The organism is Pararobbsia silviterrae, assembly GCF_003628125.1.
In the GTDB taxonomy this organism is placed as follows: domain Bacteria; phylum Pseudomonadota; class Gammaproteobacteria; order Burkholderiales; family Burkholderiaceae; genus Pararobbsia; species Pararobbsia silviterrae.
Genome location: NZ_RBZU01000008.1, coordinates 275,318 through 290,055, shown reverse-complemented (window position 1 = coordinate 290,055; position 14,738 = coordinate 275,318). Strand labels below are relative to the sequence as shown.

Below are 14,738 nucleotides of genomic sequence, written 5' to 3'. Positions count from 1 at the left end.
ACGCTCATATGGATATTCAGTCGCAACTCGACGAACTCGCACAGCGCGTCAGCGACCTCTCGTCCGACGGCAAGCCCGCCGATGCGTCGCCGCCGCCGTCGACCCCACCGACGCTCGAACTTGCGCGTCCGCAACAAAACGTCATCACGATGACGATCGGCGGCCAGACCATCGCGCTCGGACCGCACGACGTCTCGGCGCTCATCGATCAACTCGCGCAAGTGCGCGCGACGATGACGCCCGAGGTTCCGCATCAGGTCGCGCCGGGCAAGACGTTTGCGGCGACACAGGATCCGATCATCGCATCGCAGTCCGGTCCGAACGGCACCAAGCTCATGATGCTGCGCCATACGGGCTTCGGTTGGGTCCCGTTTACGTGCTCGCCGCAATGGCTCGTCGAGATGCTCGCGATCCTCTCGCGCAAATAAACCGACGGCTTCATCGCAGATGCAATAAAAATGGCCGCCGGATTCGATTCGTGAATCCGGCGGCCATTCCAGCCTTTTGCCGCTGACTTCGGGCTTGGGCCTGCGTTACATCATGGCACTCAGGCTGCCGAGTCCTTGAGCTTCTTCAGCGGACGGACCTTGACCTTGACGCTCGCGGGCTTCGCCGGGAACCAGCGCTCTTGGCCCGTGAACGGATCCTTGCCGAAGCGCTTCTTCTTGGCCGGCACTTGCTGAACCGTGACCTTCAGCAGACCCGGCAGCGTGAACTCGCCCGCACCCTTCTTATGCACCGCGCCGAGCACCGTCGCTTCGAGATGCGCGAGCACCAGCTTCACGACCTTCGGCTCAAGTTGCGTTTGCTCGACGAGGTGGCTCGTGAGGCTCGACTTGTTGAACACATCCTTGAGCGGCTTCGGTGCTGCCGGAGCTGCAGCGGCAGCCTTCGGAGCAGCCGCCTTCGGAGCAGCAGCCTTCTTAGCGGGCACTGCCTTCTTGGCCGGAGCGGCCTTCTTGGCAGGAGCCTTCTTTGCAGCAGTCGCAGTAGATTTGGTCGCCATATGGAAATGAATTTGATGAGTTGAACGAGCGCGCTGTGTCGCCGAACCCCGGCCACGCGTTGCGCTGGGCAAAATAATAGCGGAAACGCTGCGCCGCGCATCATCTCTTGACCCCGAGACGACGCTTTTTTTATTCAAAGTGGGGTACAGGGTCCCACTTTTCAGCGCATACCGATCAAAACAGCGCTTTTTGCAGCTTTTTTATCCGCTCTGTCGTACGACGCATGCATCGCAACCCGCAGGCGTTGAATGCATGCCTGAAGGTCCAAACTGTTAACGGCAACGCGTTTTCGAACTTGAAGGGCACGTCGGCACACGCCGATCCGACTCGCGGCATGCGCATCCGTATGCATATCGTATGCATGCAGAACACGTTCCGGATACGTTCTCCAGATACGTGCGCTAACGCGATTCGGTGAGTCTTTGCGGGGAATATAGGACAGACGACGCACGGTGGGACATCGCGCATCGCGCGACGGTGCGGCACCTCATCGAGGCAGGCGTGGTGTGCATCCGCGCGAACGCATCGCGTCGGATCGGTTCCAGTCGCTTCGCGTGCAAAGCGAACGATAGTGAAAGCGGAGGGGAAAAAAGGACTTCGGGCCGGTATCACCGGGATGCGTCGAACGAGGCCGACTCGCGATCCGGTGCACGGCAGGATCGGCGCGCGACACTCGGCCGGGAACAGTGTCCGGCCGGTGCGCGGCGCTCAATGGTGCGCGTAAATCGTCGAATTGAGCTGCTTGATCTGCCCGTCGTGTTCCGAATGCACGAGATCCTGATAGACCTGTGCGCGCGTTTCGGGTTGGGCGACGCCTGCGTCGGCCACCATCGAGACCTGCGTCGTCGGCGCCGTTGCGCTCTGCGCCGGTGCCGCGCCTTGCGTCGAATCAGCGGCCTGAGCCATGGTCTGGCCCGCGGCCAACATACCGAATGCGATGCACGCGATCGTCAAGGTTTTCATATCGAGTCCTCTGTCTTCTATCGATGCCGTCGTCGTCGAAATGACAGGCGATGCGGTCAGTGAACAGGTTAAGGACCCCCGGCTAGCAGCCCGGCATATTCAGCATGAAGGATTGTTTAGCACGCGCGCTGCATTGCGCGCGACGTCACGAGCCGGTAACCGACGCCCGCGACCGTCTCGATACGGACATCGAAGCAGGCGGCATCGAGCTTTTTGCGCAAGTGCGAAATCACAAGATTGACGCCGGCCGGGTTGATCTCGTCCTTGTCGGGCCATGCATACCGCGTCATTTCAGCGCGTTCCATCGTCGCTTCGCGCGCGCGCAGCAAGCATTCGAGCACCATGAATTCGTGGCGCGAGAGTGCCGCGCGTCGGTCGCCCTGTACGGCCGCGCGAGCGGATGCATCGAGTTTGAGGGTGTCGTCGGTCGTGTCGCGCGACGTCTCTCCGGGTGCGCGCGGCGCGCCGTCGCGCCGTTTGATGCGCAATGCGTCGAGACGCCGCAGGCGTTCATGGAGCTCCATGAACGAGAACTGGCGCGTAAAGCAGGCATCCACGCCAAGCCAGAGCAATTCGGATCGGACGGCGGGATCGGGCAGATCCGCGATGACGGCCAGCGTCGCGCCGCGCGTGTGGCCCGCGAGTTCGCGCACGCTCGACACGATGTCGGCATTCGCGATGTCCTCGAACGCGTTCGCATGCAGCACGACGGCGTCAAAACGCTCGCTCGATGCGACGAATATCGCGTCGCGCCATTCAGTCTGGCATTCGAGGCTATGCGCCGCCTCGGTCAGCGCCTTGCTCAGATAGCGTGTCTGCACGCTATCGGCTGCGATCAGCAGAATTCGCATCGATCGTGTCCGGGTCGAATATCGTCGAGCGCGCACACTCGGCGCGGCGCGCTCGCATGAATGGAGCGAGAAACAGTCAGGCGGGTGTCGCCATGCGTGTTCGGGCGTGTCCCTAGACGAGCGCGCGCTTCCAGCAATCGAGCCGGATCCGCGTGCCGGGGTTCGCCGATTCGATCGCGAGTCCGAAGTCGTGGAGCCCGACGACCGCGGACACGATCGACAGACCGAGACCCGAGCCCGCGATATGCCGGCTGCCTTCGGAGCGATAGAAGCGCTGGAGCACCGCGTCGCGTTCGGATTCCGCGATGCCGATGCCCGTATCGCGCACCTCGATGCGCGGGCCCGCCTGCGTCGCGGACAGCTCGAGCTTGACGCCGCCCTGCTTAGTAAACTTGATCGCGTTGTCGAGCAGATTGCTCAATGCTTCGAACAGCAAGGCGCGATCGCCATGAATGACGAGGTCGTCCGTTTCGCCGATATCGCTCGAAAATGCGATGCCCTTGTCCTCGGCCAGCGGCCGATAGAGGTCTTCGAGATCCGCAAGCAAGGGACGCAAGGCGAACTGGTCGAATTCGCCGCGGCGGCGCATCGACTCGATTTCGGAAATCCGCAGCATCGCGCGAAAACGTTCGAGCAACGCGTCGGTATTCGCTTCGGCGTATTGGATCAGACCCGTGAGTTCCGCATCGGGCGGGTCCGACAATTGCGCGGCGCGATGCTGCGCCTGCGACAGCGTCTTGCGCACGTGCGCGAGCGGCGTGCGCAGATCGTGCGCGACGCCGTCGCACGCGCCCTTGACCTCGGCCATCAGCCGCCCGATGCGTTCGAGCATGTGATTGACGAGATGCGCGAGCATGTCGAGCTCGTCGCGCCCGCCCGTCGGCAATCGGCGATCGAGATTGCCGTTGACGATCTGCTCGATCACGCGCTGGGTTTCATGAATCCGCCGGAACTGGCGCACGCTCATGACGTACCCGCCGCCCATGCCGGCGACCAGCGCGAGCAGCCCGGTCCAAACGAGCGTATCGCGGATCGCGTCATGAAACTCCTTGATCGGGCCGACATCGCGCGCGACGACGACGACCCGCGAGTCCGGCAGCCGCACCGCGAGCGCGCGCGTGCGGGGACTCGATGCGTCGCTGACGTCGAGGCCCGGATCGACGCGATGCCCGACGCCGTCGATGCGCAGATTCTGCGGGAACGTGCGAATGTCGCCCGCGAGATGCGCGCCATGCGCATCGAACACGCCGAAGAAGCTCGACCGGTAGTGCTCCTGCTGCTGCGCGACGCGCCGGTTGATCGCCGACTCGATGTCGGACGCGTTGAGCCTCACGTAGTAATGCGCTTCCCAATAGAGCGTGCGATCGATCTGATCGGACATGACCGCGGTCGCGCGCCACATGAACACGCCGAGAATCGCGACGACGGTCAGGGAAAACAGCAGGGAATACGCGGTCAGCAGCCGGAATGTCGACGTGTGCCAGCGCTGCGGGAGCGCCGCGTCCGACGATGGCGGCGCGGCGGGTAGAGTCAGGCTATTCAAGAATGTACCCCGATCCTCGAACGGTACGAATCAGCGGACGCGCGTCGGGCACGTCGATCTTGCGGCGCAGGCGCCCCAGGTGCACATCGATCAGATTGCTGCCCGGGTCGAAGTGATACCCCCAGACCGCTTCGAACACCATGCCGCGCGTCACGAGCTGCCCCGCGTTACGCATCAGGAATTCGAGCAGCCGGTATTCGGTCGGCAGCAAGTCGATCGCGACGCCCGCGCGCCGCGCGGTCCGCGCGGCGAGGTCGAGTTCGAGCGTATCGACGCTCAGCGTGCGCGACGGCTCGGCGTCGATCTCCGATTGGCGCCGCAACAGCACATGCAGCCGCGCCGCCATCTCTTCGACGTCGAACGGCTTGGTCAGATAATCGTCGCCGCCCGCGCGCAGGCCCCGCACGCGTTCGTCGACATCGCCGAGCGCGCTGAGCATCAGCACAGGCGTCTCGATGCCGAGGCTGCGCAATGTCGCCACGATCGTCAGGCCGTCGACGCCCGGCAACAGGCGATCGAGCGTGATCGCATCATAGCCGCCGGTCATCGCGCGCACCATGCCGTCGCGTCCGTTATCGACCCACTCGGTCGCGAAACCGTGGCTGCCGAGCGTCGTCAGAATTTCCTCGGCTACCGCCGCATCGTCTTCGATCGTAAGAACTTTGGCCATGACACCGACCTGCTTGGATAAATCGGAAACGTCAAAGGCGCATCGACGAAACGCGCGGACCGCGCGGCGTTTCCGTTCTACGCGAGCCCCAAGCACAGTGTAAGGTGCGGCCCGCCCAGAACGTCTTTCGGTTTCATGAAGAAGAATTTAGGTATCGATCCCTGTCCCCGCCTCCAAGCGGCACGGCGCGAGGCCGTCCATCAATTGCCATAGAGATTGCAAAACGACGGCGGGCCCATGCAATCCTGGTGATCGGGATGCAGCCCGGCGCACCCGCCGAGCAACAACGCGCAGGCCACGACAAACGCAGTCATCCATTTCATCGCTGACTCACCTCCATACCTGTTTGCCCCGCCGTCGCGACGTCGGCGTCGTGCGTCATGCCTTGCCGCGTATCGTTCGGACGCGGCGACTGCGCCGCCTCGGGCGTCGCCGACCATCCTCCGCCGAGCGCACGCACGAGACCGACGCTCGCGTGCAGATAGCGTGTGCGTACGTCGATCGCCGAACGCGCCGTGTCGAGCGCGGCCGTCTGCGCGTCGAAGACGTCGAGATAGCTGACCGCGCCGGCCTGATACTGATCGAGCGCGAGTTCGAGCGTGCGGCGCGCATTGCTGACCGCGAGATCCTGCGACCGCGCCTCGTCGCGCAGCTTGCCGAGCAGCGCGAGATTGTCCTCGACCTGCTGGAATGCATGAAGCACGGTCGCGCGATAGATGGCTGCCGACTCGTCGAGCTTCGCGCGCGCGGCGGTCAGCTTCGCTTCATGTGCCCCCGCATCGAACAAGGTCTGCGTCAGCGCCGGACCGATGGTCCAGAACAGATTCGGCGCCGTGAGCCAGCTCGATGCTCCCGTGCTCTGAAAGCCGATGATCGGCGAAATCGTCAGGTCCGGGAAAAACGCCGCGCGTGCAATGCCGATCGCCGCATTCGAGGCCGCCACGCGCCGCTCGGCCGCCGCGATATCGGGCCGGCGTTCGAGCAGCGTCGACGGAACGTCGACCGGGATCGCGTCGAAGTTCAACGGCGCCGGGTCCGGCGAAATCGAGAAGTTCGACGCGGGCACGCCAACCAGACTCGCGATCGCGTGCTCGTTGAGCGCGCGTTGCCCCTCGACGTCCGAGATTTGCGCGCGCACCGTATAGAGGCTCGTGCTCGCGCGCGTCATGTCTTCGGCGGGCGCGATGCCGCCCTGGAAGCGATGCGTCGCGATCGCGAGCGCGCGCGAATACGCCGCTTCGCTGTCGCGCAGCAAACGCAACTGCGCGTCGTCACCGCGCAACGAGAAATACGCATCGGCCAGCCTGGCATGCAGGCTCAAGCGCACCGACTCCATATCGTCGGCGCTCGCTTGCGCGAGATCCTTGCTCGCGACGACCTCGTTGCGGATCTTGCCCCAGAGGTCGAAGTCGTAGTCGAGTTCGACGCCGAGCGTATCCGCGCCGTATTCGGACGGCTGCGTGCTGCTGCGCAACGGACGCGTGTCCGATTGCCGGTTGTTCGTGACGCTCGCGCCGAGCCCGACGTTCGGATACTGCCTGGCCTGCGTCTGCGCGAGATACGCACTCGATTCGTCGTATCGCGCGAGCGCGGCCGCGAGATCGGGGTTGGCCTTGTCGACCTGCGCTTCGAGCCCCGAGAGCACCGCGTCGTGCGCGAGCGCCCACCAGTCGCCGCGCGAGAGACGATCGGCCGGAGCGGCCTTACCCCACGGCGCCTGCTCCTTGAACTGCGTCGGCACATTGACGACCGGCGCCTGGTAGACCGGCGCGAGCGAGCATCCCGCGAGCAACGAGACGAGCGACGCGGCGACCGGCACGGTGAGCGCCGCGCCCATCGTGCCCATCGCGCTCACAGCCCGTTCGACGATCCCGTGCTTAACCTTGCGCATCGGCGGCCCCTGCATGCGCGGCGCGCGCGATACGCACTGGGTCGCCCTGTTCGAGCGAATCCGGCGGATTGTCGACGACGCGATCCTGCGGTCCGATGCCCGCGCCGATCTCGACGACCTGACCGAGATCGCGCGAGATCGTGACGGGCTTCATGACGACGCGCCCGTCGGCGCCGATCGTCGCGACGCGCACGCCATGATCGCCGAGCATCAGCGCGCTCGACGGGATCTGCAGCGCGCGTGCGCCGCCGCCGTCAAGCGTCAGATGCACCTGCGTATAAGCGCCCGGAATCAATTGTCCCTTCGCGTTGTCGCAGAGCAGCTCGATCGTGACCGCGCCGGTCGCCGTATTGACGGCGCTCGCGCTGCTCACGTATTGCGCGTCGAAGACCTTGCCCGGCCGTTCGGGCACCGTCAGCGTCGCCTGCAGCTTCGAACCGATCGCGGCCGCATCGTTTTGCGGGACGTCGACATAGACGCGCAACTGCCGTTCATCGGCGACGCGGAACAACTCCGGTCCCTGACCGCCGCCCGCGTTGATGAGGTCGCCGATATCGGTGTGGCGTTCCGTGACGATGCCGTCGAACGGCGCGGTGATCGTCTTGTACGCCTCGAGTGCCGCAAGCCGCTGCACATTCGCGCGCGCGGCCTCGACCGCGGCCTGCTTGACCTGCGCGTCGCTCGTCTTTTCATCGACGGCCTGCTGCGAGACCGAATCCGTATCGAGCATCTGCTGCCAGCGCTTGGCCGTGCTCTGCGCGAGCTGCGCCGCCGCGTTCGCGTTCGCGAGATCGGCCTGCGCCTGCGAGAGCTGCGCATTCAGATCGGGCGTTTCGATCTCGGCGAGCACCTGACCTTTATGAACATGCGTGCCGATATCGACGTCCCATGTCTTCAGATAACCGCTGACGCGCGCATAGATCGGCGCATCGTAGTTCGCGGCCAGGCGGCCCGGCAACACGAGTTGCTGCGCGCCCTGCGTGAATGCGGGCTGCACGACGTTGACCGTCGCGATCGCCTGCTGTTGGGTCCAGGTTTCGAGCCCCGCGCGCGCGTGGGCGCGGCTCCAGACGCCTTCGCCGACGATCGCGCCGACGATCAGCACTGCAACGATTGCGATGACGTGACGGCGCGCGCGCGGGCCGTCATGCTTCCGATCGACCATCTGCTTCTCCGGAATGTGTGGGATGAGCGCCGTCGCGCCGATGCACGAGGCTGAAAATGACAGGAACGAACAACAGCGTCGCGCACGTCGCGGCAAGCAGACCGCCGATCACGGCGCGGCCGAGCGGCGCGTTCTGCTCGCCGCCGTCGCCGAGACCGAGCGCCATCGGCGCCATGCCGATGATCATCGCGAGCGCCGTCATCAGCACGGGACGGAAGCGCGTGAAGCCGGCCTCGACGGCGGCCTGCATCGCGTTGCCCGTGGCTGCGAGACGTTCGCGCGCGAAGCTCACGACGAGAATCGAGTTCGCGGTCGCGACGCCCATGCACATGATCGCGCCCGTGAGCGCGGGCACCGACAGCGTCGTATGCGTGACGAACAACATCCAGACGATGCCCGCGAGCGCCGTCGGCAGCGCCGTGATGATGACGAACGGGTCGAGCCACGAATGGAAGTTCACGACGATCAGCAGATAGATCAGCACGATCGCGCCCACGAGGCCGAACAACAGCCCCGCGAAAGCGGTGTTCATCGTCTGCACCTGACCTTCGAGGTGCACCGACACGCCGGTCGGCGCGTTGTCCGCGTTGGCTTTGACGATCCGGTTGATCGCGCTCGCGACGCCGCCGAGATCGCGACCCTGCGTCGTCGCATAGATATCGATGACCGGCTCGATCGACTCGTGCGAGACCACGGCGTCGCTGCGATGCCGCGAGATCGTCGCGAGCGCGCCGAGGATCTGCGGCGGCCGCCCCGCCGCACCCGTGACCGGCAGGTCTTCGAGATCGGAGATGTTGTCGATGCTGTATTGCGGCGTCTGGGCCGAAATCGCATACGACACGCCGTTGCGCGGATTGAGCCAGTACGAAGGCGCGACCTGCGAACTGCCCGCGAGTGCGACCGTCAACGCGTTCGTGACGTCGCGCTCGGTGATGCCGAGTTCGCTTGCGCGCGTCCGATCGACATCGACACGAAGCTGCGGACGCTGAAGCGACTGCTGGATCCGCGCGTCGGCGACGCCCGGAATCTCGCGGACCTGACGCAGCAGGCGCGTCGCATACGCGGCGTCCGTCTGCAGATTCCGGCCCCGGACCTGCAGATCGATCGGCGCGGGCGAACCGAAGTTCAGGATCTGGCTCGTGATGTCGGCGGGCAGGAACGCGAACGTCACACCCGGGAACGCCTGCGGCAAGACCGCCCGAAGCTGCTTGACGTAGCCGGCCGTCGGCGCGTGATGTTCGTCGAGGCTCACGAGCAGATCGCCGTCCTGTTCGCCGATCGTGCCGGTGTTGTTATAGGCGATATTGAGGCCGCTGACGGGCAGCCCGAGATTGTCGACCATGGTCGACAGATCGTTCGGCGGAATCGTGTCGCGGATCTTCTGCTCGATCCGATCGAACAACGCGGCCGTGTCCTCGATGCGCATGCCGACGGGCGCGCGCACGTGAATCGCGATCTGCCCCGCGTCGACATCCGGGAAGAAATTGCGGCCCAACGTCGGCACGAGCGCGAACGACAGCAGCGTCACGCCGAGAAAACCCGCGATAAAGACGCCGCGACGTTCGAGCGCGCGTATCAGGATCTGCCGATAACCCGCGCGAATCGCCGAGAAACGCCGTTCGAATCCGCGCTGGAACAGCTTGAACGGATTACGCGTCGGAGGCAGGGTGTCCGCATGCTCGGCGCCGTGCGCGCCGTGTGCATCGTGGCCGCCTTGGTGGCCTTGTCCGTCGTGCGCGCCGTGCGGCTGCATCATCATTTCGAGTTCGGTCGACGCATGCGCGGTTCCCGCCTGATGCGGACGCAGCAAGTACTTCGCGAGCGTCGGCACGAGCGTACGCGACAGGATGAACGACGCGATCATCGCGAAGATCACCGCCTCGGCCATCGGCACGAACAGATAGCGCGCGACGCCGTCGAGCAACAGCATCGGCACGAACACGATACAGATGCAGAGCAGCGAGACGAACGCCGGACCGACGATCTGCTTTGCGCCGTCCATGATCGCCTGCTCGACGCCCTTGCCCTGTTCGAGGTGCCAGTTGATGTTCTCGATCGTGACCGTCGCATCGTCGACGAGAATCCCGACCGCGAGCGCGAGACCGCCGAGCGTCATGATGTTGAGCGTCTCGCCGAGCGCGGACAGCGCCGTGATCGAGGCGAGCACGGCGAGCGGGATCGACGCCGTGATGATCAGCGTCGAGCGCCAGCTCGCGAGGAACAGCAGGATCATCAGACTCGTGAGCGCCGCGGCGATGACCCCTTCGCGCGCCACGCCGCTGATCGCCCCCTTGACGAACACCGACTGGTCGGTGATCACATTGAGTTCCATGCCCGGCGGCAGCGTCTTGCGGATCTCGGGCAGCATGTCGCGCACGCCGTTGACGATGTCGAGCGTGGACGCCGAGCCGCTCTTGAGCACCGTGAGCAATACGGACCGGCCGCCGTCGACGCGCACGACATTGGTCTGCGGCGGATAGCCGTCGCGCACGTGCGCGACGTCGCGAATCAGCACGGGCGTGCCGTCGATCGTCTTGATCGGCAGATCGTTGAGCGCGTCGATGACGTCCGGACTGTTGTTGAGCTTGACCTCGTATTCGTCGGGGCCGATTTTTTCGGTCCCGACAGGCGTGATCTGATTGCCCGACGCAAGCGCATCGTCGACGTCCTGCGGCGAGAGTCCCTTCGAGCGCAACGCTTGCGGATCGACGTCGACCTGAACTTCACGGACCTTGCCGCCGTACGGCTGCGCGATCGACGCTCCCGCGATGCTCGCGAGTTTCGGCCGGATAAAGCTGTTCGCGTAGTCGAACAAGCGCGATTCGCCGACCGTCTTGCTCGACAGCGTGAGCTGCATGATCGGCACGGTCGACGCGCTGTAGTTGATGATCAGCGGCGGTGTGATGCCGGCCGGATACGACTTGAGCACGGTCTGCGAGATCGACGTGACCTGCGCCGTCGCCGTGCGGATATCGACGTTCGGCTGGAAGAAGATCTTGACAATGCCGAAGCCCGGCAACGATGTCGACTGAATCGACTTGATGTCGTTGACGGTCGAGCTCAGCGTGCGTTCGTACGAGAAGATGATCCGGCCCGCCATATCGTCGGGCGACAAACCGTTATACGTCCAGATGACGCTGATGACCGGAATCTTGATGTCCGGAAAAATATCGGTCGGCGTACGCAACGCCGCCAACGGGCCCGCGAGCAGAATCAGCAGCGCAAGCACAATGAAGGTATAGGGCCGCACGAGGGCAAGCCGTACGATCTTTAACATCTAGTGAGGCTCCCGCTGCATCTGAACGTGCTCCATTCGATCGAATAGGTCCGGCCTCATGATGACGATCGACGCGTAAATAAGCGCGCATCGGCACATGAAACAAACTTGAAAATGGGGTCGTCGCGCGCGGAAGAACGCCGCGCGGATCGGATCGGCGCGCGCCGATCCGTGCATCGAGAGCCCGCGTGCCGAGCGCACGACGGGCTTGCCGCGTCGGACGTCGCGTCGTGAGGCGCGTGAGACGTGGCGTGGCGCAAGGACCGGCGCCGTCTAGACGGCGTTGCCGATCACCAGATTCGGGCGTTCGAGCGGCGGCGCGACATACGCGTCGCAATGAATCGAGATCCGCGTAAGGCCGTCGCTCGCACCGATTTCGAGCCGGAATTCATGAAGCCGCGCCACGGCCGCGACGATGCTGAGTCCAAGGCCGTGCCCTTGCTCCGACTGATTGCGCCGCCCGCGATAGAAGCGCTTCTGCACGGCCTCGTGCTCCTCCTCGGGAATCCCCGGACCGTTATCGCACACATCGATCGCGATGCAACCCGCGCGCAGCTTGCGCACGCCGAGCGCGACTTTTCCGCCCTGCGGCGCGAACTTGATCGCGTTGTCGACGAGATTGCTGATGGCTTCGAACAGCAGTCCGCGATCGCCGTGAATCGCCGCCGCATGACGCAGATCGAGCTCGAACTCGACCTGCTTCGCGTCGGCGAGCGGTGCGTAAAGCTCGTGGATGTCGGTCAGCAAACCATCGAGGTCGAGTTCGCTGAAGCCGCTGCGGCGCTGAAGCTGCTCGATCTCCGAGACGCGCAGCAACGCGGCGAAACGTCCGAGCAGCGTGTCGGTCTGATCGATCGCCTGTTGCACGGTGTGACGTCGAGGCTCGTCATCCTCGAAGGTCGATTCGAGCCCGTGCAGCAGCGTATGCAGGCGCGCGAGCGGCGTGCGCAAATCATGCGCGATCGCATCGCAGACGCTCTTGACCTCGCCGACGAGTCCCTCGATATCGCCGAGCATGTGATTGATGATGCCGGACATCATATCGAGCTCGTCGTGCTGGCCCGTGACCGGCATGCGCTGCTTGAGATCGCCGCGCACGACGCGCTGCGCGATCCGCTGGACTTCGAGAATGCGGCGAATCGGCCGCACGCTCCAGACGAATACGCCGCCGACGCCGACCACGAGCATGACGACCCCGCCCGCGGCGAGCGCCTTGAGCAAGCCGTCGGTGATCTCGACCCAATCGCCGGCGTCGTAGGCGACGAGCAGAATGCGGCCGTCCGCGAGTCGCGTCGCGAGCGCGCGCGCATCGGGCCGCGCCTGGCCGTCGGTCAAGTCGAGCGACGCGACCGAATACGGCACGCTATTCGCGTGCATCGCGGCAGGCATGGTCCGGATATCACCCACGACCGCGACGCGCTCGGGCGTGAAGATCGCATAGTGGCTGTGCCCGAGGTGGTCGCGCGCGACGCGGCTCTCGATATGACGATCGATCTCGCTGACGGGAAACGACACGAAATACCGCCGCGCCCAGTTCAGTTCATCGTCGATCTGACGATACATATAGGCGTTGATCTGCAATTGGACAAAGCAGATCAACGCGCCGATCGAAACGCAGAACACCAGCGCATAAAGCGCGACGAGACGAAACGTCGACGTGCGCCAGATCGATGGCGCCTTAACCAAGGATGTATCCCGATCCGCGTACGGTCTGCAGCAGTTTCGACGCGGCTTCGACGCCTTCGAGCTTCTTGCGCAGACGGCCGACGTGCACGTCGATCAGGTTCGAACCCGGATCGAAGCGATATCCCCAAACCGCCTCGAAGATCATCGTGCGCGTGAGGACCTGGCTCGGGTTGCGCATCATGAATTCGAGGACGCGGAATTCGGTCGGCAGCAAGGGAATCTCGACGCCCATGCACGATGCGCGCCGCGACACGAGGTCGAGATCGAGCGGACCGACGTGCAGCGCCGTCTCGCGTTTGCTGCCGCGTTGATGTCGGCGCAGCAAAATCTCGAGCCGGGCCGACATCTCCTGCGATGCGAACGGCTTGGTCAAATAATCGTCGCCGCCCGCGCGCAGGCCGCGCACGCGCTCGTCCGCGTCGCTCAGCGCGCTGAGCATCAGCACCGGAGTCTCCATCCCGACGCCGCGCATCGTGCGCAGGATCGTGAGACCGTCGATATCGGGCAGCATGCGGTCGAGCATGACGGCGTCGTAATTGCCGATCATGACCTTCGACATGCCCTCGCGCCCCGAACTCGCCCAGTCCACCTGGAAACCGCATTCGGTCAATTCGCGGATGATTTCCTTCGCGGTGATTTCGTCGTCTTCAATCGTCAGCACGGTCGCCATGACGCTCATCGTCCTCTATCAGGGATGCGAATAAATGTCCTGCAAGCCCGCAAGTTCGCTGTCATGCACGGTCTGTCGAAGCTGGCCGACGACTTCCGCGCGCAGCGTATCGCGGCGCGACGGCAGTGCGCCTGCGGGCGCGATCGTCTCCACGTGCCCGGCGAGCGCATCGTTCGAGGGATTGCCCGCATAGGAAATCAGCGTGGCCGGTTTGTGCGCCGCGTCATTGTTCGATTGCGCGTAGGCGCACGGCATGGCCACCGCGCATGCGAGCGCGGCAAGGTGCACGCACGGTATGACACGGACTCGGATGCGGCTCTTAGACAATTTCATGCGGTCCTCGATTGGGATGCGCCAAAGCGTGCGGCAAGCATGCAGGACCGTGAATAAATTAGGCCGCAATCGAAGATTAAGGATTTTTTACTGTTTCAAAACGCCTTCATATCGGCGCATCTGAAACCATGGGCAGGTATATGTATTCGCATCGGGTACGGCCTCGCCCGCACGCGAAGTCTTAAAAAATGCTTCATGCACCGGATATCACTTATTAAGTTCGAGACACGGCGTGCATGCGACGATCCGCACATCTTCGGAGACCGCACATGTCGACTCACGCGCCCGCCAAAGCCGCGCTGCATATTGAACCCGTCAACGCATACGGCGACAAAGGCGTGCGTCTGTCGCTCGATACGGGCAGCCTCATCCTCGATACGCCGACGGTCGATGCCTTGATCGAGGAACTCGGTCGCCTGCGCTCGGAAATGCAACCGTGCGTCGATATGGAAGTCGATTCGAAGAAACCCTTCCTCGTCGAAGTCGACCCGAGCTGGCATCTCCAAAGCAATCCGCTGTTCGACGGGACCGTCATGCTGATGCGGCATCCGGGTCTCGGCTGGACGTGCTACGCGATTCCGCGCCCGAGCCTTGAACGTCTCGTTCAATCGCTCAACGAACAACTCGAACGCAGTGTGCCCATAGAAGGCCTCGCAAACTAAATCCGGGGACAGCCCACCTT

General features: G+C 64.2%; 14 protein-coding genes. 2 read left to right on the top strand and 12 right to left on the bottom strand.

Features of this window, described 5'->3' with window-relative positions; genetic code table 11:
• Positions 1-8: 8 nt before the first annotated feature.
• Positions 9-428, top strand: coding sequence for a hypothetical protein (locus D7S86_RS18610; RefSeq protein ID WP_121088353.1), 420 nt, complete (start codon positions 9-11; stop codon positions 426-428).
• Positions 429-547: 119 nt separating this feature from the next.
• Here D7S86_RS18610 and D7S86_RS18605 read toward each other — a convergent pair whose 3' ends face one another.
• The 12 genes from D7S86_RS18605 to D7S86_RS18555 form a co-directional block, all read right to left on the bottom strand.
• Positions 548-1,006, bottom strand: coding sequence for an HU family DNA-binding protein (locus D7S86_RS18605; protein WP_121088352.1), 459 nt, complete (start codon positions 1,004-1,006; stop codon positions 548-550).
• A gap of 709 nt (positions 1,007-1,715) precedes the next feature.
• A complete protein-coding gene (locus tag D7S86_RS18600; protein WP_240648271.1) occupies positions 1,716-1,970 on the bottom strand; it encodes a hypothetical protein in 255 nt (84 codons plus the stop codon).
• 116 nt (positions 1,971-2,086) lie between these two features.
• Positions 2,087-2,821 carry a winged helix-turn-helix domain-containing protein gene (locus tag D7S86_RS18595; protein WP_121088351.1) on the bottom strand — a complete coding sequence of 245 codons (735 nt, stop codon included), beginning with the start codon at positions 2,819-2,821 and terminating at the stop codon, positions 2,087-2,089.
• 112 nt (positions 2,822-2,933) lie between these two features.
• Positions 2,934-4,364 carry a sensor histidine kinase gene (locus D7S86_RS18590; RefSeq protein WP_240648270.1) on the bottom strand — a complete coding sequence of 477 codons (1,431 nt, stop codon included), beginning with the start codon at positions 4,362-4,364 and terminating at the stop codon, positions 2,934-2,936.
• A complete protein-coding gene (locus tag D7S86_RS18585) occupies positions 4,357-5,034 on the bottom strand; it encodes a response regulator transcription factor (protein WP_121088350.1) in 678 nt (225 codons plus the stop codon). Before D7S86_RS18585 ends, D7S86_RS18590 begins: the two co-directional genes overlap by 8 nt.
• 200 nt (positions 5,035-5,234) lie before the next feature.
• On the bottom strand, positions 5,235-5,357 hold the full coding sequence (locus D7S86_RS30445) for a hypothetical protein (protein ID WP_276313466.1): 123 nt from the start codon (positions 5,355-5,357) through the stop codon (positions 5,235-5,237).
• Entirely contained in the window at positions 5,354-6,871 is a 1,518-nt protein-coding gene (locus D7S86_RS18580; protein ID WP_121088390.1) for an efflux transporter outer membrane subunit, read from the bottom strand. The genes D7S86_RS30445 and D7S86_RS18580 overlap by 4 nt, the downstream gene beginning before the upstream one ends.
• Positions 6,872-6,911: 40 nt before the next feature.
• Positions 6,912-8,090, bottom strand: coding sequence for an efflux RND transporter periplasmic adaptor subunit (locus tag D7S86_RS18575; protein WP_121088349.1), 1,179 nt, complete (start codon positions 8,088-8,090; stop codon positions 6,912-6,914).
• Positions 8,071-11,367: an efflux RND transporter permease subunit gene (locus D7S86_RS18570; protein WP_121088348.1), complete on the bottom strand. Its 3,297-nt coding sequence runs from the start codon at positions 11,365-11,367 to the stop codon at positions 8,071-8,073. Before D7S86_RS18570 ends, D7S86_RS18575 begins: the two co-directional genes overlap by 20 nt.
• A gap of 273 nt (positions 11,368-11,640) precedes the next feature.
• Positions 11,641-13,053, bottom strand: coding sequence for a sensor histidine kinase (locus D7S86_RS18565; RefSeq protein WP_121088347.1), 1,413 nt, complete (start codon positions 13,051-13,053; stop codon positions 11,641-11,643).
• Positions 13,046-13,723, bottom strand: a complete 678-nt coding sequence (locus D7S86_RS18560; RefSeq protein WP_121088346.1) for a response regulator transcription factor — start codon at positions 13,721-13,723, stop codon at positions 13,046-13,048. The genes D7S86_RS18565 and D7S86_RS18560 overlap by 8 nt, the downstream gene beginning before the upstream one ends.
• 18 nt (positions 13,724-13,741) lie before the next feature.
• A complete protein-coding gene (locus D7S86_RS18555) occupies positions 13,742-14,056 on the bottom strand; it encodes a hypothetical protein (protein WP_147432384.1) in 315 nt (104 codons plus the stop codon).
• Positions 14,057-14,325: 269 nt separating this feature from the next.
• On the opposite strand from D7S86_RS18555, the gene D7S86_RS18550 reads away from it, so the two are divergent.
• Positions 14,326-14,718, top strand: a complete 393-nt coding sequence (locus tag D7S86_RS18550; RefSeq protein WP_121088344.1) for a hypothetical protein — start codon at positions 14,326-14,328, stop codon at positions 14,716-14,718.
• Positions 14,719-14,738 lie beyond the last annotated feature (20 nt).

Bases quoted from the DNA above. Each gene is read 5' to 3' on its own strand.
- D7S86_RS18610 (WP_121088353.1), top strand. From the start codon at position 9: ATGGATATTCAGTCGCAACTCGACGAACTCGCACAGCGCGTCAGCGAC.
- D7S86_RS18605 (WP_121088352.1), bottom strand. From the start codon at position 1,006: ATGGCGACCAAATCTACTGCGACTGCTGCAAAGAAGGCTCCTGCCAAG.
- D7S86_RS18600 (WP_240648271.1), bottom strand. From the start codon at position 1,970: ATGAAAACCTTGACGATCGCGTGCATCGCATTCGGTATGTTGGCCGCG.
- D7S86_RS18595 (WP_121088351.1), bottom strand. From the start codon at position 2,821: ATGCGAATTCTGCTGATCGCAGCCGATAGCGTGCAGACACGCTATCTG.
- D7S86_RS18585 (WP_121088350.1), bottom strand. From the start codon at position 5,034: ATGGCCAAAGTTCTTACGATCGAAGACGATGCGGCGGTAGCCGAGGAA.
- D7S86_RS30445 (WP_276313466.1), bottom strand. From the start codon at position 5,357: ATGAAATGGATGACTGCGTTTGTCGTGGCCTGCGCGTTGTTGCTCGGC.
- D7S86_RS18580 (WP_121088390.1), bottom strand. From the start codon at position 6,871: ATGGGCGCGGCGCTCACCGTGCCGGTCGCCGCGTCGCTCGTCTCGTTG.
- D7S86_RS18575 (WP_121088349.1), bottom strand. From the start codon at position 8,090: ATGGTCGATCGGAAGCATGACGGCCCGCGCGCGCGCCGTCACGTCATC.
- D7S86_RS18570 (WP_121088348.1), bottom strand. From the start codon at position 11,367: ATGTTAAAGATCGTACGGCTTGCCCTCGTGCGGCCCTATACCTTCATT.
- D7S86_RS18560 (WP_121088346.1), bottom strand. From the start codon at position 13,723: ATGGCGACCGTGCTGACGATTGAAGACGACGAAATCACCGCGAAGGAA.
- D7S86_RS18555 (WP_147432384.1), bottom strand. From the start codon at position 14,056: ATGAAATTGTCTAAGAGCCGCATCCGAGTCCGTGTCATACCGTGCGTG.
- D7S86_RS18550 (WP_121088344.1), top strand. From the start codon at position 14,326: ATGTCGACTCACGCGCCCGCCAAAGCCGCGCTGCATATTGAACCCGTC.